The sequence below is a fragment of the Micromonospora sp. DT68 genome (genome assembly GCF_049847245.1).
Classification (GTDB): Bacteria; Actinomycetota; Actinomycetes; order Mycobacteriales; family Micromonosporaceae; genus Micromonospora; species Micromonospora profundi.
Genome location: NZ_JBNCNZ010000004.1, coordinates 382,838 through 404,532, shown reverse-complemented (window position 1 = coordinate 404,532; position 21,695 = coordinate 382,838). Strand labels below are relative to the sequence as shown.

Genomic DNA, 21,695 nt, shown 5'->3' with positions numbered 1-21,695 from the left:
GTACGACACTGCTGAACTGCCCCGGGTGCCACGGCACCCGGGGCATTCGTCTGTTTCGACGCATGTCACCAATAGTTGGTGGGACGCATACCGACAAGTTGATCAGTTGATCGAGACTTGTCGACACCCGGTAACCCGCCGGTAACATCCCCGCTCACCCCCGCGGAGGTCACCGTGCCCCGACGTCTCACCACAATGCTCGCCTCGGGCGCGCTCGCACTCATCGCCACCCTCGCTGTCGCCTCCCCCGCCGCAGCCGTCACGCCCCAACAGAAGCTGTCGGTGCTCTCCAGTTGGACGCAGACAAGCGCATCCAGCTACAACTCGTGGAACAGCGCCCGGGTCAACCGGGCACCCTGGGCCGAGTACAACTTCAACTGGTCCACCGACTACTGCTCGTCAAGCCCGGACAACCCGCTCGGGTTCACGTTCAACCTGAGCTGCTACCGGCACGACTTCGGCTACCGCAACTACAAGGCGGTCGGGCAGTTCTCCGGCAACAAGGCCCGCCTGGACAACGCCTTCTACGCGGACCTGAAGCGGGTCTGCGCCACGTACAACGCGGTCGTCCGCCCGGCCTGCAACAGCCTGGCCTGGACCTACTACCAGGCGGTGAACATCTTCGGGTCGGTCGCCGCCGTCCAGCAGGCAGACATCGACCGGGCTGCCCGGATGAAGGCCGACGCCGAAGCCCGCGCCGCCGCCCGCTGAGCATCGCCCCACTCTTCGGTGCGGCCATTCAGCGATACCGGATGGCCGCACCGAAGATCGCCCCCGACACCATCTCCTGCGGGATCCGGCGTGGCGATCAGGCCCGTTCGGTGCGACCTGCGGGACGCCGATCCGGCTCCGCACCGGCCTGATGGGGAGCGGAGGCCGCCGGCATGGTGCTGAAGCGTGTCGAATCCGCCGCCAGGTCCGGGTGTTCCACGTCGAGCGCCAGCGCGACCGCCTCGTCCAACCCCAACTCGGCGCCCTCGCCGTACGCGTCGTCGAACGCCGCGTCACCCAACACCCCACGCAACTCCGCCTGCTGGTCGGCCCAGTAGCCGCCGTAGATTCCCGGCGTACCCCGCATGCTCGCCCGCGTCACCTGCGCCGCCCCGAACAACCGGGCGGCGGTCGTCCGCTCCCCACTCAGCGCGCAGCGCACCGCTATCGCGTTCAACGTGTCGCACGCTCGGCCGTGGTAGCCGTGGTACATCCGGGAACGCAACGCCACAAGCAGGTGCTCGTGCGCGGCGATCACGTCGCCCCGGGCCAACGCGACCATCCCGAGCAGCATGTCCACCGAACGCCGGCCCCGCTCCACAGGCCGCGCCGCCTCCACCGGCCGCGCCGCCCCGAGCAGCTCGGCCGCCTCCTCCAGCTCGCCCCGCCGCCACAGCAACTGAGCGAGGCTGAACACCGCGAACAACGCCTCGCCGACCACGTCCTGCCCGTGTGCCCAGTCGATGACCTCCCGGCACACACGCTCGGCCTCGACGAACTGACCCATGTCGACAAGCGGCGCCGCCCGGCCGGCGAGCACCCGGGCCAGCAGCCCGGCGTCACCTGCCTGCCGTGCCGCGGCCTCCGCCCGCTGCGAGTAGCGCAGCTCCTCGGCGAACTCCCCGTCGGCACCGGCGTGCAGCGAATGCATGTGGTACGCCGCAGCCAGCTCCGCCTCCGGAATCCACTCGCCCGTCTCGGCGATCCGCCCGTACAGCCGGAACAGCCAGAGCCGCCCCTCCCGGGCCAGCCCACGCTCGCGCCACCACTGGTCCAGACCCCCGGCCAGCCGCAGACCGGCACGGGCGCTGCCGCCGGTCGCGCACCACCGCAGCGCGGCCCGCAGCTCGTCCGCGAGCGGGTCCAGCGTGTACAGCGACAACGTCACCGGCCGCCCGTCCGGACCAAGGTGCGCCCGCTCAAGCGCGTGCACCGACCAGGCCACGTGCCGGTCCCGGGCCGCCTGTTCCTCACCGGCCTCGACCAGCCGCCGCGCCGCGTACGCACGGATCGGGTCGAGCATCCGGTACGAACTGCCCGTGGCACGTGGCTCGGCAAGCACCATCGACTTGTCCACGAGCACCGACAGCGGATCCAGCGGGTCGTCACCCAGCAGCCACTCCACGGTCGGGAGGTCCACCGGCCCGGCGAACACGGCAAGCCACCGCAGCAGCCGCGCGGCCCGAGGGCCCAGCGTCCGGTACGACCAGGTGACTGTCGCCTGCATGGTGAGGTGCCGTTCGGTGGCGGAACGCTGCACCGCCCTGCTCGCCGGGGTGGGTGGTGGCGTACCGATGGCCGCCGCCACCAGGTCCACGGTGTCCTGCTGGTTGCCCGACCAGCCCCGCTCCACCGGCGGCGGCTCCGGGTCCTCCCGACCTGCGTCCAACGTGCCGAGCACGTCCTCCAGCCGCTCGGCGAGCTGACCGACCGATAGCACCCGCAGCCGGGCCGCCGCCAACTCGATGGCGAGCGGCAGCCCGTCCAACCGCTGCACCACCCGGCGCAGGTCGGCCGACTCGGCGGGTTCCGGTTGCCGACCGCCGCGCGCCGCCGCCGTACGGTCGAGCAGCAACGCCACCGCGTCGCTCTCCGCGCCGTCCGGACGTGGGTCGACCGAGAGCGGCGGAATCCGCCACACGACCTCGCCGGGCAGGCTGAACGATTCGCGGCTGGTCGCCAGCACGCGCACGCCGCCCCCGCCGGCCAGCAACCGCGAGATCACCTCGGCGCAGGCGGACGGCTGCGCGTCGCAGGTGTCCAGCACGACGAGCATCCGGCGGCCGGCCGCGTACTCCACGAGGGTGTCCATCATGGGCCGGCCCGGCTCCGGTCGCAGCCCGAGCACGGCGGCGACCGCGAACGCCACAAGCCCAGGGTCGGTCACGGCCGCGATGTCGACGAACCACACCCCGTCCGGGTACGCCTCGACGACCCCACCGGCCAGCTCGACGGCCAGCCGGGTCTTGCCCGCGCCACCCGCGCCAAGCACTGTGACCAGTCGATGCTGCTCCACCAGGCGACCCAGTTCGGCGCGTTCGACCTGCCGGCCGACGAACGACGTCACCTGGGTCGGCAGGTTGTGCGCCACAGCGTCGGCGGTGCGGGGGCGGGGGAACTGCCGCTCCAGCCCCGGCGCCACGAGCTGAAACAGCCGCTCCCGGTCGTCGAAGCCGCGCAGCCGGTGCAGGCCCAGGTCGAGCAGTGTGGCACCGGGCGGCAACGGTTCGGCCCGGCGGGCGGTCGACGCCGAGCAGAGCACCTGCCCGCCGTGCGCCGCTGCGGCAACCCGCGCGGCACGGTGCACCTCGGGGCTTGCGTACTCCCCGTCGCCCGGCTCGGCGTAACCGGTGTGCAGGCCCATCCGCACCCGCGGGGCGGCCTCCGCAGTGGGCCAGTCGTGACTCGCCAGCGCCCGCTGGGCCGTCAGGCACGCGGTCAGTGCCGCCGCCGCGTCGTCGAAGGCCAGGAAGAACGAGTCGCCTTCGGTCAACAGCTCCGCGCCACCGGTGGCCGCGAGCGTACGACGCAACAGCCGGCGGTGCTCGGCGAGCACCGGACGGTAGTCCGCGCCAAGCAGCTGGGCCAGTCGGGTCGAGCCCTCGATGTCGGTGAACACGAAGGTCACCCAACCGCTCGGGAGCTGGATCCGTGGCGACATGCGTGGAACCTCCGCCCGTAACGTCGGGTTCATGCTGCCTGAGTCCGAGCAGTCACGCATCGTGAGAACGGCCGGGCACGTGCCGCCTCAAGGTGCCACTCGGGCCCGCTCCCGGCAAGGCCAGCCCACCGGTCGGACGCGAACGACCGGCTCAGCAGCCGCAGGCGCCACCGCAGCAGCCGCCTCCGGCGGACGCCGGTGCGCCACCGGCGGAACCGCCGGCACCACGGCCGGTGACCGCCACAGCGGACAGCAGCTTGACAGTGTCGGCGTGACCCTGCGGGCAGGTGGCCGGCGCGCCGGCCTCGACCATCGGGCGGTTGACCTCGAAAGTGTCGCCGCAGGCGCGGCAACGGAACTCGTACCGGGGCATGACAACCAGGGTACGTGGACCTGACGCCCACCGGGGACATGAGTGATACTCGACGGGTGGTGGACGGCGAGGACGAGACGCGTGTGCGACCGCTGCGACCCGCCGCGCCGCTGGACGGCCCGCTCGAAGGCTCGGGAGCGGCACCGGATCCGGCGGCCCGGGTCGTGCCCCGCCCTCGCCGGCCCTGGTTGAGCGGCCGAAGGCCGGACGCGAAGACCAGCACGACCGAGGCCACCGTCACCGACTCCCCGCCGACGGATGCCACCGTCGCGGACCCGAAAGCGGCCACCGTCGCGGACCCGGAAGCGGCCACCGTCGCGGGCCCGGCCGCAACCATCGTGGACGGTGTGGCGGTCCCGCCAGCGTCGCAGGGCGGCCGGCGGCGACGTGTGCCGTTCGCGCACGCTGTTCGTCTGCCCCCGCGCCAGGCAGCGGCGACAGCCGTACGCGCGACCCGCGACTGGTCGCGCCGGCCCAGCGGCCGACTCGCTCTTCCCGGGCTCTTCCTGCTGGCTCTCGTGGCGGCGACGGCCGCGGCGGGTGCGCTGCTCGTTCCCGCGACCATCCGCGCGCCCCGGCCCGTGGCCGTCGACGCCTCGGTCACGCCGACCGGGGCCGTGCCGGGGTTGACACCGCCCGGCCCGGCGCCAACCGGTCCCCTACCGACGGGGGCGCTGCCGACCGCTCCGCTGCCCACCGGCCCGCTTCCCACCGCCCCGTTGCCCGGCGGCGGGTTGCCGGGTGGGCCGGGTGGCGGGCTGCCGGGTGGCGGTGGCCGCCCGTCGGACGCCCTGGCCGGCTGGGCTCAGCAGGTCGGCGCCAAGGTCGGCATTCCCCCGGTCGCCATGCAGGCGTACGGGTACGCCGAGTGGGTGCTCTCCCAGACCAACCGCAGCTGCGCGTTGAGCTGGACCACGCTCGCCGCGATCGGTCAGGTCGAGTCCGGCCACGGCTCGGCCAACGGCGCGCGGCTCGGGCCGGACGGCAAGGCACTGCCGGAGATCATCGGTCTGCGGCTGGACGGCAACGGCGGCCGGATGCGGATCATCGACACCGACCGCGGGGTGCTCGACAAGGACACCACCTACGACCGCGCGATCGGGCCGATGCAGTTCATCCCGACCACCTGGCAGGAGATCGGCGCGGACGCCGACGGCGACGGCGTCAAGGACCCGCACGACCTGGACGACGCCGCGCTGGCGGCCGGCAACTACCTGTGCAAGGGCGGCCGGAATCTCAGCATCCCGGGCGACTGGTGGAACGCGATCCTGTCGTACAACGACGTGCGCCGGTACGCCCAGGCCGTCTACGACACGGCGAACCGATACGGACAAGCGAGCCGCACGTGAAGTGATCGTCCGCATACATTGGAGAACTGGACACTTCCCCCGGGCTGCTGTTAGCGGCAAGCTAGACGGGTGATGGTGCGCGAGTGGGACCCCAGGACCGCGTCGTCCGCCGAGATCGCGTCGTTGCTGTCCACGCTGAACGCGGTTCTGGCGGCCGATCTTCCGCAGGACCCGCCCTGGCGGGAGACCTCCCTGCGGGAGTACCTCGCCGAGGTGATGCCCGGTGAACGTCGGCTCTCCTGGATCGCCGAGGCCGAGCCGCCCAGCCCCGACGAGCCGGGCGCGGTCCTCGGGCAGGTGCATGTGCTGCTCCTCGGTGACATCGGCGTGATCGAGGTGCTGGTGCACCCGTCCGTGCGGCGTACCGGTCTCGGCCGTGACCTGGTGCTGCGGGCCGCCCGCCGGGTCTACCAGGAGGGCTTCCAGTCGATCGGCGTCGAGGTGGTCGGCGACACGCCGGCGGTGGGCTTCTACGAGTCCCTCGGCTTCACCAGGGAGTACGTGGAGACGCGCAGCGTGCTCGACCTCGCGACCGTCGACTGGGCCGAGTTGACCGAGATGGCCAACGGGCTCGGTTCGGGCTATCACCTGGAGTTCTGCCCTGGCGGCCCACCGGACGACCTGATCGAGTCGTACGCGCGGGCCAAGGCCGAGGTGCGTGACGTGGACGACGGCGAGCTGCGCCCCAGTTCGTACGACCCGGAGCGGCTACGGGACAGCGTGAACACCCTGCACCGCCGGGGCATGAAGCCGTACATCGTGCTCGCTCAGCATGAGCAGAGCGGCGAGGTGGCGGGGCTGACCGAGGTGGTGGTGCCGGCGCAGCACCCGACCCGCGCCGACCAGTACGACACGATCGTCGTGCAGAGTCACCGGGGCTACGGCATCGACCGGGCGATCAAGGCCCGGATGCTGCTTGAGTTGCGTTCCGCCGAGCCGGACCTGGCCGAGGTGCAGACCTGGAACGCGCAGGCGAACGAGGCCATGCTCAAGGTCAACGCGGAGTTGGGCTACCGGCCCGACCGGGACTGGTGCGAATACAGCGTCGATGTCGCCGAGCTGGTGCACCGGCTCGATCCGCCACGCTGAGGAATTCACGAAACTGTCCAATGAGGGATGGACGGTGGACAGCCGCGCACCTTAACGTGCGTTGACTCCTGTCCACCCATCGTGGAGGCCCTATGCGCCCGCGCCGCACCATGGCTGTGCTCGCGACCGCCACCGCCGCTGTGACCGTCACGGCTCTCGGCGTCGCACCCACCGCGGCCAGCGCCGCGCCCACCGACCTTTTCATCTCCGAGTACGTCGAGGGCTCGTCGAACAACAAGGCGATCGAGCTGTTCAACGGCACCGGCGCGGCCGTCGACCTGGCCGCTGGCGGCTACCAGCTCCAGCTCTACTTCAACGGGTCCACAACGGCGACAACCATCGCGTTGACCGGGAGTGTGGCAGCCGGAGACGTGTTCGTGTTCGCCAGTGCCTCGGCAGGGGCCGCGATCCTCGCCCAGGCCGACCAGACCACCGGTGCGGGCCTGTTCAACGGCGACGACGCGATCGTGCTGCGCCGGGGTGCCACAGTGCTCGACTCGATCGGTCAGGTGGGCGTCGACCCGGGCACCGAATGGGGTGCCGGCGTCACCAGCACGGCCGACAACACGCTGCGCCGGCTGCCGTCGGTGACCACTGGTGACACCGATCCGTCAGACGCGTTCGACCCGGCCGCGCAGTGGGCAGGCTTCCCGGTCGACACGTTCGACGGGCTCGGAGCGCACACCGTGGACGACGGCGGCCCGGTCGACGTACCGGCCACGCTGACCTGTGGCGGACCGCTGGTGACGGCCTCGGGAACGGCAGCGACCCGCGAGGTCACCGCCACCGACCCGGACGACACGATCGTCGACCTGGCGGTGACCGGGGTCAGCCCCACGCCGGCCACCGGGTCGATCACCCGTACCTCTGTCACCCCCGCCGACGGCGTTGGCGGCACCGCCCGCGCCACGGTCGGGACGAGCGCCGACCTGGCCGCCGGGGCGTACACCGTCACCGTCACCGCGACCGACGCGGACGGCCGCAGCGCGACCTGCGCGCTGGCGGTGCAGGTCACCCGGGAGCTGACCGTCGGCGAGGTGCAGGGTCCGACCGCCGACGCCGAGTCCGGGCAGACCGACCGGTCGCCGCTCGCGCCGGCGAGCGGCAACGGCACTAGCAGCACCATGTACGACGTACGCGGCGTGATCACCCAGTTGACCCGGGCTCGTACGTCGGCCGGGGCGGAGCAGCACGGTTTCTTCCTGCAGAGTCGCACCGGTGACACCGACGGCGACCCGACCAGCTCCGACGGCATCTTCGTGTTCATGGGCACGTTCACCTCGTTGATCGGCGGCTACGTGCCGACGGTCGGCGACGAGGTGGTGCTCCGGGCACGGGTGTCGGAGTACTTCAACTTCACCCAACTCTCCGGCGCCTCGCTGGTCCGCCGGATCGCCACCGGTCTGGACGTGAACGCGGCGGTCGCGGTGACCGACGCGGTGCCGCCTGTCGAGTTGACCGACGCGCAGCGCTTCTGGGAGCGGCACGAGGGTTCCCGGATGCGAGTGCGCGCGGGCAGCGGCGCGGTGAGCGGCCGGGACGTCTTCTCGTCCACCGCCGACGCCGAACTCTGGGTGGTCGACCGGGACGACCCGTTGTTGGACCGCGCCGACCCGTACGCCCGGCGGGTCTTCCGGGACTCGCACCCGCTGGACAACGACCCGACCCGGCGTTTCGACGACGGCAACGGGCAGCGGGTGCTGCTGGGCAGCATGGGCGTGAAGGCGACCGCCGGGGACAGCTCCGCGCTGCTCCCCCCGGCGCGCACGTTCGACACGCTGCGCGCGGACGCGGTGGGCGGCGTCTACTACTCGTTCGAGAAGTACGGCGTGCAGGTCGAGCAGGCGGACTTCGCCGCCGGGGCCGACCCGTCGCGGAACAACCCGCCGAAGCCTGCCGACCGCTCGCAGGAGGTGGCTGTCGCCACCTACAACGTGGAGAACCTGTACGACTTCCGCGACGACCCGTTCGACGGCTGCGACTTCGCCGGTAACGCCGGCTGCACTGGCGTCACTCCGCCGTTCGACTACGTGCCGAGCAGCGAGGCGGACTACCGGGAGCACCTGACCGCGCTCGCCGACCAGATCGTCAAGGATCTGCACGCACCGGATCTGATCCTGGTGCAGGAGGCCGAGGACCAGGACATCTGCACGGTGTCCGGGGCGGTGCTGGCCTGCGGTGACACCGACAACGCCGACGGCGCTCCGGACACCATCCAGGAGTTGGCGCTCGCTGTGGCGGCGGCCGGCGGCCCGGCGTACGCCGCTGCCTATGACCGCACCGGCGCGGACGCCCGCGGCATCACTGCGGCGTTCCTGTACCGCACCGACAGGCTTTCACTTGCTGCGGCGACGGCGGGCGACCCGCTGTTGGGGTCGGCGCCGACGGTCCAGTACCGGGCTCCGGGGCTGCCGGGCAACGCCGACGTGCAGAATCCGAAGGCCCTCAACGCGGTGCTGCCGGCGGACGTGGACACCTCCACCGGGCGGGACGGCAACAACGTCTTCACCAGGGCTCCCCAGCTGGGCAAGTTCAGCGTGGCCGCGGCGCCCGGCTCGACCGAGCGGTTCATCCTGTACGCGCTGAGCAACCACTACTCCTCCGGCCCGGACAGCCGGGTGGGGCAGCGTCGGGAGCAGGCGGCGTACGGCGCGGCGATCGTCACCGCCATCGAGGCGTCCGACGCGCACGCGCGTGTGGTGTACGGCGGGGACCTGAACGTCTTCCCACGTCCGGACGACCCGATCGCGACGGGCAGCCAGCCCACCCCGTCGGACCAGCTCGCCCCACTGTACGAAGCGGGCCTGCACAATTTGTGGGACAACCTGGTCGCGGACGTGCCGTCGTCGGCCTACTCGTACAGCTTCGAGGGGCAGGCGCAGACGCTCGACCACCTGTTCGTCAACGAGGCGCTGTACGGCGATCTGGTGCAGGTACGGGCGGCGCACATCAACGCCGACTGGCCTGCGGAGTTCACCGGCGACGGGTCGCGCGGTTCCAGTGACCACGACCCGCAGGTGGCCCGGTTCCGCTCCCGGGCGTCGTTGACAGTGGCCGACGCGACGGTGGTGGAGGGCAACCAGGGAACCCGGCAGCTCACCTTCACCGCCACCGTGTCCCGGCCGCTGTCCCAGCCGGTGCTGCTCTGCGCCGCCACCGTCGGTGTGACGGCGCAGGTCGGCTCGGACTTCGATCCGTACGTCGGTTGCCGAACCCTGGCCGCCGGCCAGACGTCGGTCGCCTTCCCGGTGACCGTGCGCGGTGACCGCAAGCGGGAGTCGGACGAGAAGCTGACGCTACTGGTGGCGGGTGTGCCCGGCCTGCGGTTGGCCGATCCGCTGGCGGTAGGCACCATCACCAACGACGACTGAGCTCTCAGTCGTCCTCGCAGCGGCCCGTCGTCCATCTCCTCGGACGACGGGCCGCTCGCATCTGCCGTGGCGGGGTCAGTAGTAGTCGTGGACGATCGGCGGTGGTGGTGCGTTGCGGTGCTGAGCCACGCGCACCTCCCACTGGCTGCGACGGCGTCGCGCTTCGCGATCCGCCGAGCAACGGTGGTAGGTCTCCGGCGGCCGGGCCAGCCCGTAGATGTCCCCCCACCACTCCCCCGGCTCGGGGTCGAGGATGGTGTCGAGGTGCGAGGGATAGCGGCGACCTGCGCCGTCATGAACATCCGCGCGGTCGGCCATCGGTTGGACGATCCGGCCTTCCTGGTCCACGACGACCAGGTAGAGCCCGGCCGCGCCGAGTAGACGCTCCAGCACGGCCAGACTCGGTGTCAGGCTGCCCGCTTCGACCCGGCCCACGGTCGAGGGCGCGACCTTGGCGAAGCGGGCCATCTGGTGCTGGCTCAGCCCGACGATCCGACGTGCCCGGCGGACCAGGCCGGCGATGGGAGACCGACCGATGGTCGGACCGGGGAACGGAGGAGGATCGAGCGCCGACGCCATCCGCCCACCATGCCGGTGCCCTCACCCAGACTCAATCCCTGTGGATAAGCCTGTGGAAAACCGCCCGGGGTGCTGAACCGGCGCGAGGCCAGGCACCCAGGTCGCGTCCTTTGCTCTGCTTCAACGGACGCAACAGTTGGACCCGAAAAGTGTTGCGCCGGTTGAAGCAGAGCAAAGGGGCCGCAAGGGGTGCCCGGGCCCGGCACGCCCAGCAGGACGGACGGCAACAGAGGCCAGCCGGACAGGCTGCTCAGTAGCGCTGACGGAGCAGACCGGCGGCCTCGACCGCCCAGTAGGTGAGGATGATCTGGGCGCCGGCCCGCTTGATCGAGGTGAGCGTCTCCAGCATCACCCGCTCGCGGTCGATCCAGCCGTTCGCGGCAGCCGCCTCGACAGTCGCGTACTCCCCGGAGACCTGGTAGGCGGCGACCGGGACGTCGACTGCGGCCCGGACCGCCGACACCACGTCGAGGTACGGCAGGGCCGGCTTGACCATCACCATGTCGGCGCCCTCGGCGACGTCCAGCGCCACCTCGCGCAGCGACTCGCGCAGGTTGGCCGGGTCCTGCTGGTAGGTACGCCGGTCGCCCTCTAGCGCCGACTCCACAGCGTCCCGGAACGGACCGTAGAACGCCGAGGCGTACTTCACCGCGTACGCCAGCACTGCCACGTCCTGGTAGCCGGCCGCGTCGAGCGCCCGGCGTACCACGCCGACCTGGCCATCCATCATGCCGGACGGCCCGACCACGCCGACCCCGGCGGCGGCCTGGGCGACCGCCATCTCGGCGTACGCGGCAAGGGTCGCGTCGTTGTCCACCTCGCCGCCGGGGGTGAGCAGACCGCAGTGCCCGTGCGAGGTGAACTCGTCCAGGCACAGGTCGCCCATCACGACGGTGTCGTCGCCCACCTCGGCCACCACGTCGCGGATGGCGACGTTCAGGATGCCGTTCGGGTCGATGCCGCCGGAGCCGGTCGGGTCCCGCCGCTCGGGCACCCCGAAGAGCATGATCCCGCCGACACCGGCCTGGACCGCCTCAGCGGCGGCCTTGCGCAGCGAGTCCCGGGAGTGCTGGAGCACCCCCGGGAGCGACGCGATGGCCCGGGGCTCGGTAAGCCCCTCCTTGACGAACATCGGGAGGATCAGCTCGGCCGGGTCGACCCGGGTCTCGGCGACCAGTCGGCGGATCGCCGGGTTGCGGCGCAGCCGGCGTAGCCGGATCTCGGGGTACGACATGATGGCCTCCTCGGACGGCTACCGGAAGCGCAGGGCTGTGGGGCCCTGCACCTTCGAGCCGCGGCGCTGCTTGGCCGGCATGGCGGCCAGCTTCTCGCGCAGCTCGACAGCGTAGGCGGCGAGCGCCTCAACCAGGTCGGGCACCGAGGCGTGCGGCGGCTGGACGTCGACCCGCAGGCCGAACTCCGTCGCGGTCTCCGCCGTCTTGGGCCCGATCACAGCAACAACGGTACGGGCGTGCGGCTTCCCCGCGATACCGACGAGATTGCGCACTGTCGAGCTGGACGTGAAGAGCACGGCGTCGAACCCGCCCGACTTGATGGCGTCCCGGATCTCGGCGGGCGGCGGCGCGGCCCGCACCGTCCGGTACGCGGTCACGTCGTCGACCTCCCAGCCGCGCTCGGTGAGCCCGGCGGCGAGCGTCTCGGTGGCGATGTCGGCGCGCGGCAGCAGCACCCGGCCCACCGGGTCGAGGATCTCGTCGTGCGGCGAGAACTCGGCAAGCAGCCCTTCGGAGGACTGCTCCCCGGCGGGGATCAGCTCCGGCTGGATGCCGAACGCGCGGACCGCGTCCGCGGTGGCCTCACCGATGCAGGCGATCTTGACGCCGCCGAAGTGCCGGGCGTCCAGTCCGTGCTCGGCGAACTTCTCCCAGACCGCGCGGACAGCGTTGACCGACGTGAAGATCACCCAGGCGTACCGGCCGTCGACAAGACCCTTTACGGCCCGCTCCATCTGCGCCGGGGTACGCGGCGGCTCGACAGCGATGGTCGGCACCTCACACGGGATCGCCCCGTACGCCCGCAGCCGGGCGCTCATCGCGCCGGCCTGCTCCTTGGTACGCGGTACGAGCACCTTCCAGCCGTACAGCGGGCGGTTCTCCCACCAGCTCAGCTTGTCGCGCTGACCCACGCCCGCACCGATGGTGAGCACCACCCGGCCGGTGAAGCCGAGGGCGGCGGCCACGAAGCTGTCAACTGACGACGTGGTCGTGTACTGGGTCTCGCCGGTGCCGTCGCCGGTCACCCCGACGCCCGTGGTGCCGTCGACCCCGGCGGCCAGCAGACCGTCCCGGACCGCGGCGAGATCACCGGCATCGACAGCGAGCGCGAGCGAACCCCGACCGACGGCAGCTGCCAGCGCCTCGAAGTCCAGCGCTGTGACGTCCTCGACGTCGGCGGCCGTACGCACGCCCGGCAACGGAACACCCGCGTAGGTGGCCACGCCCTCGGCCTGGCCGACACCGGGCACCACCTCGAAGTGGGCGGCGGTGCGGGCCACCGCCTGCACCTCCTTGACCACCGAGTCGTGGCCGAACGGGTCGCCGGCCACGAGGTGCACCGCGTTCAGCCCGGACCGGGCGGCGGAGATCAACACCTTCGCCACGTCCCCCGGTGCGCCTTCGGCAGGCGTGAACTGGGCGTCGTCCCTGGCCTCGGCGCGTACGACGGCGAGCAGAGAGTCGGGGACTCCCCGGTCGTAGATGACCTGGTCGGCGTCGACCAGGGCGTCGTGCGCCCGACGGGTCAGCAGGCCCGGGTCACCGGGGCCCGCCCCGACGAATGCGATACGACCGACGGGCTTACGGGTGCGGGTCATTCTGTGCTCCCAAATTCCTGGGTCCCCGGGCCGGTGTGTCCTTCGTGGCCGAGGATCGAGTCGGCGCCGAGTTCGAGGAGTTCGGCGGCGAGTGCCTTACCGATCTCCGCCGCGTCGGCGGGCGTTCCGGTGCGGGACAGCCGGAGGTCACGAGTGCCATCCGGACTGATCACCGCCCCGCGCAGGTAGATCTCATCGCCGGTGTCACCTTCGGCGAGTTCCGCATAGGCGGCGACGGGTGCGCTGCACCCGGCCTCCAGGGTTGCCAGCAACGCGCGTTCCGCGGTGACCGCGGCGTGCGACGGTGCGTGATCGAGCAGCGCGAGCAGCTCGACCAGGTCCTGATCGTCGGCCCGGCATTCCACTGCCAGCGCTCCCTGGGCGGGTGCGGGCAGCATCAGCATCGGGTCCAACGTCTCGGTGATCACATCGGCCCGGCCGAGTCGGGCCAGCCCGGCCCGCGCCAGTACGACGGCGTCCAGGTCGGCGTCGGGGCCGAGCACCCGGGCCAGGCGGGTGTCCACGTTGCCGCGGATCGGAGTGACCTCCAGTTGCAGGCCGAGGGCGTTCAACTGGGCGATGCGACGCAGTGCGCCGGTGCCCACAGTCGCCCCGGGCGCAAGCTCCGTGAGCGTCCGGCCGTCCCGGGCGATCAGCGCGTCGCGCGGATCCTGCCGGGGCGGAACCGCCGCGACGAGCAGCCCGCCGTCGCTCGCGGTGGGCAGATCCTTGTAGGAGTGCACAGCGAAGTCGATGGTCCGGGCGGTGAGGGCGTCGCGCAGCGCGGAGACGAACACCCCGACGCCGAGCCGGTGCACAGGCGCGTTCGACTGGTCGCCGGCGGTGAGCACCTCGACCAACTCGACCGGGCGTCCGGTGGCGGCGGTCAGCGCCTCGGCGACCTGACCGGACTGGGCCATCGCCAGGGCGCTGCCCCGGGTGCCGAGTCGCAGGGGGGCGGTCATCGGGCACCTCCGGTGGGCGGGGCGGGGTCGGGGGTGTCCACGCCGACCGTCGGGTCGACGCCCGTGAGCGCCGCACCGAGGTCGGGGGTCAGCACGTCGGGGACGGTGTCCACCGGCGAGGTCTGCGGCACCTGAAGGTCGAACAGCTCACGCAGCAGTGCCGCGTACTGGTCGCCTCCGGGCTCGGCGGCGAGCTGGCGGACCTTCACGGTGGGCTGGTGCAGCAGCCGCTGCACCACCCGGTGCACGGTGCGGGCCACCTCGGCCCGCAGGTCGTCGCCGAGGTCGGGGCGACGCTGGGCCAACCGTCGCAGCTCGGCGGTGACGACGTCGTCGGCCCGGCCGCGCAGCGCGGCCACTGTGGGTGCCACGTCGGCGCCGCGCAGCCAGGTGAGGAAGCTCTCCACCTCGCCGAGCACGATCTGCTCGACGGCGGCGGTGTCGGCGGCGGCGGGACCGTCGGCGAGCAGCCCGGCCATCCGGTCGATGTCGATCACCTCGACGCCGGACAGCTCGGCGACGCCCTCCTCGACGTCGCGCGGCACGGCGAGGTCGAGCAGGACCAGCGGGCCCCGGGCCAGGTCCCGCTCGGCAAGCGCGGCGGTGACCACCTCGCGGGTGAGGACCGGTTCAGCGGACGCGGTGGCGGCCACTACGATGTCCACTGTGGAAAGGGTGTCGGTCAGCTCGGCCATCGGCGCGGCGCCCGCCCCGTACGACTGGGCGAGCCGGACGGCCCGGTCGAGGCCCCGGTTCGTGACGGTGAGCGGCCCGGCGCCCAGGCGCGACAGCGTGGCCACCCCGAGCGAACCCATCGCACCGGCACCGATCACCAGGGCGGGACGCCCGGCGAGGTCGCCGTCGAGGTGCCCGGCGGCCAACTCCAGTGCGGCGGTGACCACGCTCTGGCCGGCCCGGTCGATACCGGTCTCGGAGTGGGCCCGCTTGCCGACCCGCAGCGCCTGCTGCATCAGCTCGTGCAGCAGACGGCCTGCCGAGTCGGCGCCGCTGGCCCAGTGGTAGGCGTCACGCAACTGGCCGAGGATCTGCGCCTCGCCGACCACCATCGAGTCGAGACCGCTTGCGACCCGGAAGACGTGGTCCACGGCTGCGGTGTCGTAGTGCACGTACAGGTGGCTGGCGAGCGCCGCCGGCTGGCAGCCGGCCTGCTCGGCCAGGACTGCGCAGATGTCGCCGAGCCCACCGTGGAAACCGGACACGGCGGCGTAGACCTCCACCCGGTTGCAGGTGGAGACGAGCACCGCCTCGCTCACGTACGGCTGGGCGACCAGGCGGTCGAGGGTGCGGGTGAGGTCGGCTGGGGGTACTGCCAGCTGCTCCAGCGTGGCGACCGGGGCGGTCCGGTAGGACGCGCCGACGACAAGCAGTTTCACGTGCCGATCGCCTCCTGGGTGTCGGTGGTCGCGAGCCCGCCCGGCAGAGCGGTGAGGGCGGACCCGCCGGTGGCGGGCAGCGCTACCAGCGACGCCTTGCGGTGCTCGTGGAAGGACAAGATCTGCAGCTCGATGGCGAGGTCGACCTTGCGCACGTCGACCCCCTCCGGCACCGAGAGTACGCACGGCGCGAAGTTGAGGATGCTCGTCACGCCGACCGCGACAAGCTGGTCGGCGACGCTCTGGGCGGCTGCGGCGGGGGTGGCGATCACGCCGATGGCCAGGGATTCTGCGGCGGCGACCGCCGGAAGGTCGTCGACATGCCGGACAGTCAGGCCATTGATCTCTTCGCCGACACGGGACGGGTCGGCGTCGAGCAGCGCCACGATCCGGAAGCCGCGGCCCGCGAAGCCGTCGTAGCCGGCCAGAGCGTGACCGAGATTACCCACGCCGACCAGGGCGACGGCGCGGCGTTGGGTGAGCCCGAGCACATACTCGATCTGCTCGATCAGCAACGCGACGTCGTAGCCGACGCCTCTGGTGCCGTACGAGCCGAGGTGCGAGAGGTCCTTGCGGAGCTTTGCGGAGTTGACCCCGGCGGCGGCGGAGAGGCCCTCGCTGGAGACCGTCTCGTGGCCGGCGTCGGCGAGGTTGTGCAGCGCGCGCAGGTACTCCGGGAGCCGAGCGACGGTCGCCTCGGGTAGGTCCGGGAGCGTCGGTACGGCACCGGCGCGGCCGGACGCGCCTGGGTGACGGTGCTGACTCATGAGACTCCGTGCGGTGCGATCCTCGGCCAACGTCGCAGGTCGGCCGCTTGTGGACTCCCGCTGGCGACCGAGATTGCCGGCTGTGCTAGCAGGGCGCGTCGGAACTACAGAGTAGGCGCTTGTGAAGACGTGCACAAATCGCGATCTTGTCGCCCCGTGACGCAGCCTCACCAGCACCTCCGTTTCGCAAGATCGATTCAGCAGCCGACCGACTCTCGGCCGCCCGGGGCGATTATTGCTCAATCCCGACTTCTCTGACTAATTCCGCGCCGTGCGTCACTAACTCCGCGATCTTGCAGTTGCTGCCCCCGCAGTAGCCCCATAGCGGGCAATCCGGCGACCACAGGTGCAAGATCGGCGCGCCGGAGGGGATTGGGGTAGGGACAGCACTACAAGAGAGAGGCTGGGCTTCGGGATGGGGACGGGCGGCCTCGGTGCCTAGCCTTTTGGCATGACCGCCGCTACCGCCGCCAGCGATCCTCGGATGCTGGCACCGAGCATTCCCCGCCAACTCTTCGTCGACTCCGGGTACGTGCTGCTCGGCCTCCCCCTGGCCGTCGCCAGCTTCGTCGTCCTCGTCGTGGGCCTCTCGGTCGGCGTCGGCCTGGTGGTCACAGTGATCGGCCTGCCGATCCTCAGCGGCACCCTGTACGCCGCCCGTGGGCTCGCCGACATCGAGCGGTTGCGGCTGTCCGCAGTCCTGCGGCAACCACGGATCCGGCCGCACTACCGGCTACCCGAGGCGGGGGCGAACGCCTGGCGGCGGATCTTCGTACCGATCCGGGACGCCCAGTCCTGGCTCGATCTTGCGCACGGCATCCTGCGGCTGGTAGCGGCGGTGAGCACCTTCGTGGTGACCCTGGTGTGGTGGGCCGCCGCGATCGCCGGCTCGCTCTACTGGGCGTACGACTGGGCGCTGCCCCGGGCCGACGCCGACGGCGACCAGGACCTGGCACAACTGCTCGGCCTGGGCGACTCGACCACCGCCCGGATCGGGCTGTACACCGCGCTCGGGGTGTTCTTCCTGATCACGCTGCCGATCGTGGTCCGGGGCTGCGCGCTGCTCCAGGCCAGCTTCGCCAAGGCAATGCTGACCGGGGTGGCCGAGATGCGTGACCGGATCACCGTGCTGGAGGAGCAGAAGCGGGCCGCCGTGTCCGCCGAGGCGTCCGCGCTGCGCCGGCTGGAACGCGACATCCACGACGGCCCCCAGCAGCGCCTGGTCCGGCTGGCGATGGACCTCAGCCGGGCCCGACTCCAGCTCGCCTCCGACCCGGAGGCCGCCGGCCGGACCATCGACGAGGCGGTCACCCAGACCCGGGACACCCTCGCCGAACTGCGGGCGTTGTCCCGGGGCATCGCCCCGCCGATCCTTGTCGACAGGGGGCTGCCCAGCGCCCTGGCCGCGCTCGCCGGCCGCGGGCTGATCCCCATCGAGCTACAGGTCGACCCGCAGCTCGGCACGCCCGGCGGGCGGCTCGACCCGGCGGTGGAGAACACCGCGTACTTCGTGGTGGCCGAGGCGCTGACGAACATCGCCAAGCACAGCCGGGCCACCGAGGCCACCGTCGCCGTGACCCGGCGCGGCACCCAACTCCAGGTACGGGTGGGCGACGACGGGCAGGGCGGCGCCGACCTGGCCAAGGGGCACGGCCTGGCCGGCATCGCCGACCGGGTCCGGGCCGCCGGCGGCGAACTCACAGTGGTCAGCCCCACCGGTGGACCCACCGAGATCCGGGCCGACCTGCCACTGTGAGCGAGCATCGAGACCCGCACGGCAGTCCCGACGTGGTAGACACCAGAGCCATGCGCATCGTGATCGCGGACGACGCCGTCCTGCTCCGGGAAGGGCTGGTGCGGCTGCTGACCGAGAGCGGGCACCAGGTGGTGGCCGCCGTCGGCGACGGCGACGCGCTTGTCGAGGCGGTGGCGGCGCACCAGCCGGACGTGTCGATCGTCGACGTCCGGATGCCACCCACACACACCGACGAGGGGCTGCGGGCGGCGGTGGAGGCCCGCCGGCTGGTGCCGCGTACGCCGATCCTGGTGCTCTCCCAGTACGTCGAGGTGTCGTACGCCGACGATCTGCTGGCCACCGCCGGCGGGTCCGGCGGGGGGATCGGCTACCTGCTCAAGGACCGGGTGGCCGCGATCGACGAGTTCCTGGACGCGCTGCGCCGGGTGGCGGCCGGCGGCACGGTGCTCGACCCGGAGGTGGTGAGCCAGCTCTTCGCACGTCGACGCCGCGACGACCCGCTGCGCGAGCTGACCCCGCGCGAACGCGAGGTGCTGTCCCTGATGGCCGAGGGGCGGTCCAACACGGCGATCGCCCGAGCTCTTGTGGTCAGCGACGGCGCTGTGGAGAAGCACGTGCGCAACATCTTCACCAAGCTCACCCTCCCGCCGGACACCGAGCAGCACCGGCGGGTGCTGGCCGTCCTCACGTACCTGCGGAACTGACCTTGCCGGTGGCCAGGGCCACCGCGTCGGTGAGGGTGTCGGCGACCGGGTGGCCGGAGGCGCGCAGCCGGGCCGGGTCGGTGAAGCCGCCGGTGTAGAGCACCGCCCGGCCGCCGACGGCCAGCGCGGCGTCCGCGTCGTCGATGGAGTCACCGATGAGCACCACCGAGCTGCCGTCCACGCCCAGCTCGGCCAGGTGCAGTTGGAGCGACTCGGCCTTTCGTCCGCCGCCGACCGTGGCCCGCAGTCCGTCCACCCGGGTGAACCGGCCGGTCAACCCGTAGGTGTGCACGGTGGGCACCAGCTCGTCGTGGAACCACATGGACAGCAGGCTCTGGCTGCCCTCCCAGCTGGCCATCGCCGTCTGCGCGTCGGCGGCCAGCTCGCAGGTGGTCAGACCGGTCCGGTACGCGTCGTGGAAGATCCGGTCCAGCCGGCCGAACGCCTCGTCGTCGACGGCCTTGCCGAGCACCTCGGCGTAGTAGTCGGCGATCGGGCGGCGGAACCTCGTCCGATGCTCCTCGGAGGTGACCGACGGCCCTCCCACGCTTGCGAACGCGGCGTTGGTGGCGGCTACCACCAGGCTGAGATCGTTGAGCAGGGTGCCGTTCCAGTCCCACACCAGGTGGGGGTGCGCAGGGCTCATCCGAGCACCATAGGTGCGATTCAGAGCTGGGGGGTGGTCAGGTCCCGCAGCAGCCGGTCCTCCTCCACCCGCCAGTAGCCGTGCTCCTTGCCGTCGAGCATCACCACCGGCAGCCGGTCGCCGTACTCCCGTTCCAGGTCCTGGTTGTCGCTCACGTCCCACTCGACCCACCTGTCACCGGTGACCGCCACCACCCGGTCGAGCGCCGCCTTGGCGTCGTCGCACAAATGGCAACCGGGCCTGGTGATCAGAGCGAGCCGGGCGTCACTGGCCATCGGTTACCTCCGTGCGGGTGTCGGCGGATGCGGGCGGGCCGGCTGGTGTCGCCGACCGGAGCTGGATCTTGCGTACCTTGCCGATCGCCGAGTGTGGCAGGGCGTCGACGAACTCGACGGCGGTCGGGCACTTGAACCGGGCCAGGTTCCGTGCGCAGTGGGCGAGCAACTCCTCGCTGGTCACCGGTCGCCCCTGTGCCGGCACCACGTACGCCCGCACAGTCTCGCCGGTCCGCGGGTGCGGCACACCCAGTACCGCCGACTCGGCCACCCCGGGGTGCCCGCCGAGCACAAGCTCCACCTCGCGCGGATAGACGTTGAACCCGTTCACCAGGATCAGCTCGCCGAGCCTGTCGACGAGGAAGAGGTCGCCGTCGGAGTCGGCGTAGGCGACGTCGCCGGTACGCCACCAGCCGTCGGCGTCCGGGCCGTCGCGGCCGTCCGGCCAGTAACCGGCGAACAGGTTGTCTCCGCCAACGACGATCTCTCCCGGGTCGGTGCCCGGCGCGATGTCGGAGATGTCCAGCTCATCGGGGTCGTCGTCCGGCACGGCCTCGCCGTCGCGCCACAGGTCCACCCCGTCCGGGTCGACAAGGCGCAGCCGCACGCCGGGCAGCGGCCTGCCGATCGAGCCCGCCTTGGCCAGCCCGCCGACGAGGGTCGCGGTGAGCATCGGCGCGGTCTCGGTGAGGCCGTACCCGATGTGCACAGGGTGGCCGGTCGCCTCGGTGAAGCGCGCCGCGACAGCGCGCTCCAGCGGCGCCGCGCCGCACACCGCCACCCGCACCGACGCCATCGCCGTGCGGGCCTGCGGCGCGTCGGCCCAGGTCAGAAACATCGACGGTACGCCCGCCAGCACGCTGACCCGGTGCCGCGCGATCTCGTCCAGTCCCGCTGTGGGCCCCGGCTCGTCGAGCAGCACACCTGTCGCGCCGTTGTGGACGACAGCGCCGAGCCCCGAGTTGAGCCCGTACGCGTGGAACAGCGGCAGTGCCAGCAGCACGGTGTCCGTGGGGCCGACCACCGGCGGGTCGATCCGGTCGACCTGTTCGTGGTTGGCCAGCAGCGCCCGGTGGGAGAGCATCGCTCCCTTCGGGCGGCCCTCGGTGCCGGAGGTGTAGAGGAGTACGGCCAGGTCGTCGCCGCCCCGGGGCGGAAGCGGCGCCGCGGCGGCCGGCGACGCGCCGCGCGCAACGGTCGACGACACGCCGTGCGCAGCAGCTGGCGGCGTGCCGTGCACGGCGGTGAGCGCCGGCAACTCGGCAGCCACCTCGGCGACCAGGCCCCGGACCCGGTCGGCGCCGATCAGCACCGACGCGCCGGAGTCGGCGAGCACGTGCCGCAGTTCCGGCGCGGTGAGGCCGGGGTTGACCGGGACGGCGACCAACCCCGCCCGCAGGGTGCCGAGCAGGCCGATCACGAAGTCGGGGGTGTTGGGCAGTGCGATGGCGACGCGGGGCGGTGTGCCGTTCGGCTCGGTGGGTGGCGCGACGGCGGCCAGGCCGTGCGCGGCGGCGGTCACCGCGGCGTCCAGTTCGGACCAGCTGATGCTCTGGTCCCGCCAGTGCAGTGCGGGCTTGTCGCCGTGGTGGAGAGCCGCCCGGCGGACCGGGTCGGCGAGGTTCGGCGCGGAGCCTGCCGCTGCGTCCTGCACGGTGATCGAGTCTGGCACAGCGGGCGGTGACAGACCATGCCCGACTGTCGATCGCGAGCACCGCTCAGGTCCCGCCGACGGGACCGGAGAATATGCCGTCCACGGTGCCGGCGAGTCCCCCTGATGGGACGTGCGTTGCCTCCGGTCGGCGGTCCGGCCACGCACGATCCACAGTCGGTCGTGGTGAAGCGACCGACCGGCCAATGTGCTCCAAGCAGGGACTTCGTCGTGGAACACCGGCCCGACGGAAAGTCAAACGCACACGACGGACAACCGGTCCGCCATGTG

General features: G+C 72.0%; 17 protein-coding genes. 6 read left to right on the top strand and 11 right to left on the bottom strand.

Annotated elements, in window-relative coordinates; translation table 11 throughout:
• Nucleotides 1-174 precede the first annotated feature (174 nt).
• On the top strand, nt 175-711 hold the full coding sequence (locus ACPXB1_RS10450; protein ID WP_355589587.1) for a phospholipase: 537 nt from the start codon (nt 175-177) through the stop codon (nt 709-711).
• Nucleotides 712-808: 97 nt separating this feature from the next.
• Here the strand turns inward: ACPXB1_RS10450 and ACPXB1_RS10445 are convergent, their stop codons facing one another.
• Both ACPXB1_RS10445 and ACPXB1_RS10440 read right to left on the bottom strand, forming a co-directional pair.
• A complete protein-coding gene (locus ACPXB1_RS10445) occupies nt 809-3,652 on the bottom strand; it encodes an ATP-binding protein (protein WP_425735120.1) in 2,844 nt (947 codons plus the stop codon).
• A gap of 151 nt (nt 3,653-3,803) precedes the next feature.
• Nucleotides 3,804-4,025, bottom strand: a complete 222-nt coding sequence (locus tag ACPXB1_RS10440; protein ID WP_355628863.1) for an FmdB family zinc ribbon protein — start codon at nt 4,023-4,025, stop codon at nt 3,804-3,806.
• Nucleotides 4,026-4,081: 56 nt separating this feature from the next.
• Here ACPXB1_RS10440 and ACPXB1_RS10435 point away from each other — a divergent pair, with 56 nt between their 5' ends.
• The 3 genes from ACPXB1_RS10435 to ACPXB1_RS10425 all read left to right on the top strand — a co-directional run bounded on the left by ACPXB1_RS10435 (nt 4,082) and on the right by ACPXB1_RS10425 (nt 9,834).
• Nucleotides 4,082-5,374: a lytic murein transglycosylase gene (locus ACPXB1_RS10435; protein ID WP_425735153.1), complete on the top strand. Its 1,293-nt coding sequence runs from the start codon at nt 4,082-4,084 to the stop codon at nt 5,372-5,374.
• A 72-nt stretch (nt 5,375-5,446) separates the two neighbouring features.
• Entirely contained in the window at nt 5,447-6,463 is a 1,017-nt protein-coding gene (locus ACPXB1_RS10430; RefSeq protein ID WP_425735152.1) for a GNAT family N-acetyltransferase, read from the top strand.
• Nucleotides 6,464-6,555: 92 nt separating this feature from the next.
• On the top strand, nt 6,556-9,834 hold the full coding sequence (locus ACPXB1_RS10425) for a lamin tail domain-containing protein (protein ID WP_425735119.1): 3,279 nt from the start codon (nt 6,556-6,558) through the stop codon (nt 9,832-9,834).
• Nucleotides 9,835-9,909: 75 nt separating this feature from the next.
• Here the strand turns inward: ACPXB1_RS10425 and ACPXB1_RS10420 are convergent, their stop codons facing one another.
• From ACPXB1_RS10420 to ACPXB1_RS10395, 6 genes are all read right to left on the bottom strand, one after another.
• Nucleotides 9,910-10,413: a helix-turn-helix domain-containing protein gene (locus ACPXB1_RS10420; protein WP_355589593.1), complete on the bottom strand. Its 504-nt coding sequence runs from the start codon at nt 10,411-10,413 to the stop codon at nt 9,910-9,912.
• Between the two features lie 250 nt (nt 10,414-10,663).
• Nucleotides 10,664-11,647: a porphobilinogen synthase gene (hemB, locus tag ACPXB1_RS10415; RefSeq protein WP_355589595.1), complete on the bottom strand. Its 984-nt coding sequence runs from the start codon at nt 11,645-11,647 to the stop codon at nt 10,664-10,666.
• Between the two features lie 18 nt (nt 11,648-11,665).
• On the bottom strand, nt 11,666-13,246 hold the full coding sequence (locus ACPXB1_RS10410) for a uroporphyrinogen-III synthase (protein WP_355589597.1): 1,581 nt from the start codon (nt 13,244-13,246) through the stop codon (nt 11,666-11,668).
• Complete coding sequence (hemC, locus tag ACPXB1_RS10405; protein ID WP_355589599.1) at nt 13,243-14,211, bottom strand: hydroxymethylbilane synthase; 969 nt, start codon at nt 14,209-14,211, stop codon at nt 13,243-13,245. The genes ACPXB1_RS10410 and hemC overlap by 4 nt, the downstream gene beginning before the upstream one ends.
• On the bottom strand, nt 14,208-15,605 hold the full coding sequence (locus ACPXB1_RS10400; protein ID WP_355589601.1) for a glutamyl-tRNA reductase: 1,398 nt from the start codon (nt 15,603-15,605) through the stop codon (nt 14,208-14,210). The genes hemC and ACPXB1_RS10400 overlap by 4 nt, the downstream gene beginning before the upstream one ends.
• Nucleotides 15,602-16,372, bottom strand: coding sequence for a redox-sensing transcriptional repressor Rex (locus ACPXB1_RS10395; RefSeq protein WP_355589603.1), 771 nt, complete (start codon nt 16,370-16,372; stop codon nt 15,602-15,604). The genes ACPXB1_RS10400 and ACPXB1_RS10395 overlap by 4 nt, the downstream gene beginning before the upstream one ends.
• Before the next feature lie 451 nt (nt 16,373-16,823).
• Here ACPXB1_RS10395 and ACPXB1_RS10390 point away from each other — a divergent pair, with 451 nt between their 5' ends.
• Nucleotides 16,824-18,128, top strand: a complete 1,305-nt coding sequence (locus ACPXB1_RS10390; RefSeq protein WP_355589605.1) for a sensor histidine kinase — start codon at nt 16,824-16,826, stop codon at nt 18,126-18,128.
• Between the two features lie 50 nt (nt 18,129-18,178).
• Nucleotides 18,179-18,832, top strand: a complete 654-nt coding sequence (locus tag ACPXB1_RS10385) for a response regulator (protein ID WP_425735118.1) — start codon at nt 18,179-18,181, stop codon at nt 18,830-18,832.
• On the opposite strand, the gene ACPXB1_RS10380 is transcribed toward ACPXB1_RS10385, so the two are convergent.
• The 3 genes from ACPXB1_RS10380 to ACPXB1_RS10370 are packed head-to-tail and all read right to left on the bottom strand — an operon-like array spanning nt 18,813 to nt 21,407.
• Nucleotides 18,813-19,478 carry an HAD family hydrolase gene (locus tag ACPXB1_RS10380; protein WP_355589609.1) on the bottom strand — a complete coding sequence of 222 codons (666 nt, stop codon included), beginning with the start codon at nt 19,476-19,478 and terminating at the stop codon, nt 18,813-18,815. The two genes, ACPXB1_RS10385 and ACPXB1_RS10380, sit on opposite strands and share 20 nt — an antisense overlap.
• Nucleotides 19,479-19,498: 20 nt before the next feature.
• The gene (locus ACPXB1_RS10375; protein WP_053654171.1) at nt 19,499-19,753 is read right to left on the bottom strand and encodes a glutaredoxin family protein; all 255 of its coding nucleotides are present in this window, start codon (nt 19,751-19,753) and stop codon (nt 19,499-19,501) included.
• Nucleotides 19,743-21,407, bottom strand: a complete 1,665-nt coding sequence (locus ACPXB1_RS10370; protein ID WP_355589611.1) for an AMP-binding protein — start codon at nt 21,405-21,407, stop codon at nt 19,743-19,745. Before ACPXB1_RS10370 ends, ACPXB1_RS10375 begins: the two co-directional genes overlap by 11 nt.
• Nucleotides 21,408-21,695 lie beyond the last annotated feature (288 nt).

Coding starts and splice junctions, on each gene's coding strand:
- ACPXB1_RS10445 (WP_425735120.1), bottom strand. CDS start 3,652: ATGTCGCCACGGATCCAGCTCCCGAGCGGTTGGGTGACCTTCGTGTTC.
- ACPXB1_RS10440 (WP_355628863.1), bottom strand. CDS start 4,025: ATGCCCCGGTACGAGTTCCGTTGCCGCGCCTGCGGCGACACTTTCGAG.
- ACPXB1_RS10430 (WP_425735152.1), top strand. CDS start 5,447: ATGGTGCGCGAGTGGGACCCCAGGACCGCGTCGTCCGCCGAGATCGCG.
- ACPXB1_RS10425 (WP_425735119.1), top strand. CDS start 6,556: ATGCGCCCGCGCCGCACCATGGCTGTGCTCGCGACCGCCACCGCCGCT.
- ACPXB1_RS10420 (WP_355589593.1), bottom strand. CDS start 10,413: ATGGCGTCGGCGCTCGATCCTCCTCCGTTCCCCGGTCCGACCATCGGT.
- hemB (WP_355589595.1), bottom strand. CDS start 11,647: ATGTCGTACCCCGAGATCCGGCTACGCCGGCTGCGCCGCAACCCGGCG.
- ACPXB1_RS10410 (WP_355589597.1), bottom strand. CDS start 13,246: ATGACCCGCACCCGTAAGCCCGTCGGTCGTATCGCATTCGTCGGGGCG.
- hemC (WP_355589599.1), bottom strand. CDS start 14,211: ATGACCGCCCCCCTGCGACTCGGCACCCGGGGCAGCGCCCTGGCGATG.
- ACPXB1_RS10395 (WP_355589603.1), bottom strand. CDS start 16,372: ATGAGTCAGCACCGTCACCCAGGCGCGTCCGGCCGCGCCGGTGCCGTA.
- ACPXB1_RS10390 (WP_355589605.1), top strand. CDS start 16,824: ATGACCGCCGCTACCGCCGCCAGCGATCCTCGGATGCTGGCACCGAGC.
- ACPXB1_RS10385 (WP_425735118.1), top strand. CDS start 18,179: ATGCGCATCGTGATCGCGGACGACGCCGTCCTGCTCCGGGAAGGGCTG.
- ACPXB1_RS10380 (WP_355589609.1), bottom strand. CDS start 19,478: ATGAGCCCTGCGCACCCCCACCTGGTGTGGGACTGGAACGGCACCCTG.
- ACPXB1_RS10375 (WP_053654171.1), bottom strand. CDS start 19,753: ATGGCCAGTGACGCCCGGCTCGCTCTGATCACCAGGCCCGGTTGCCAT.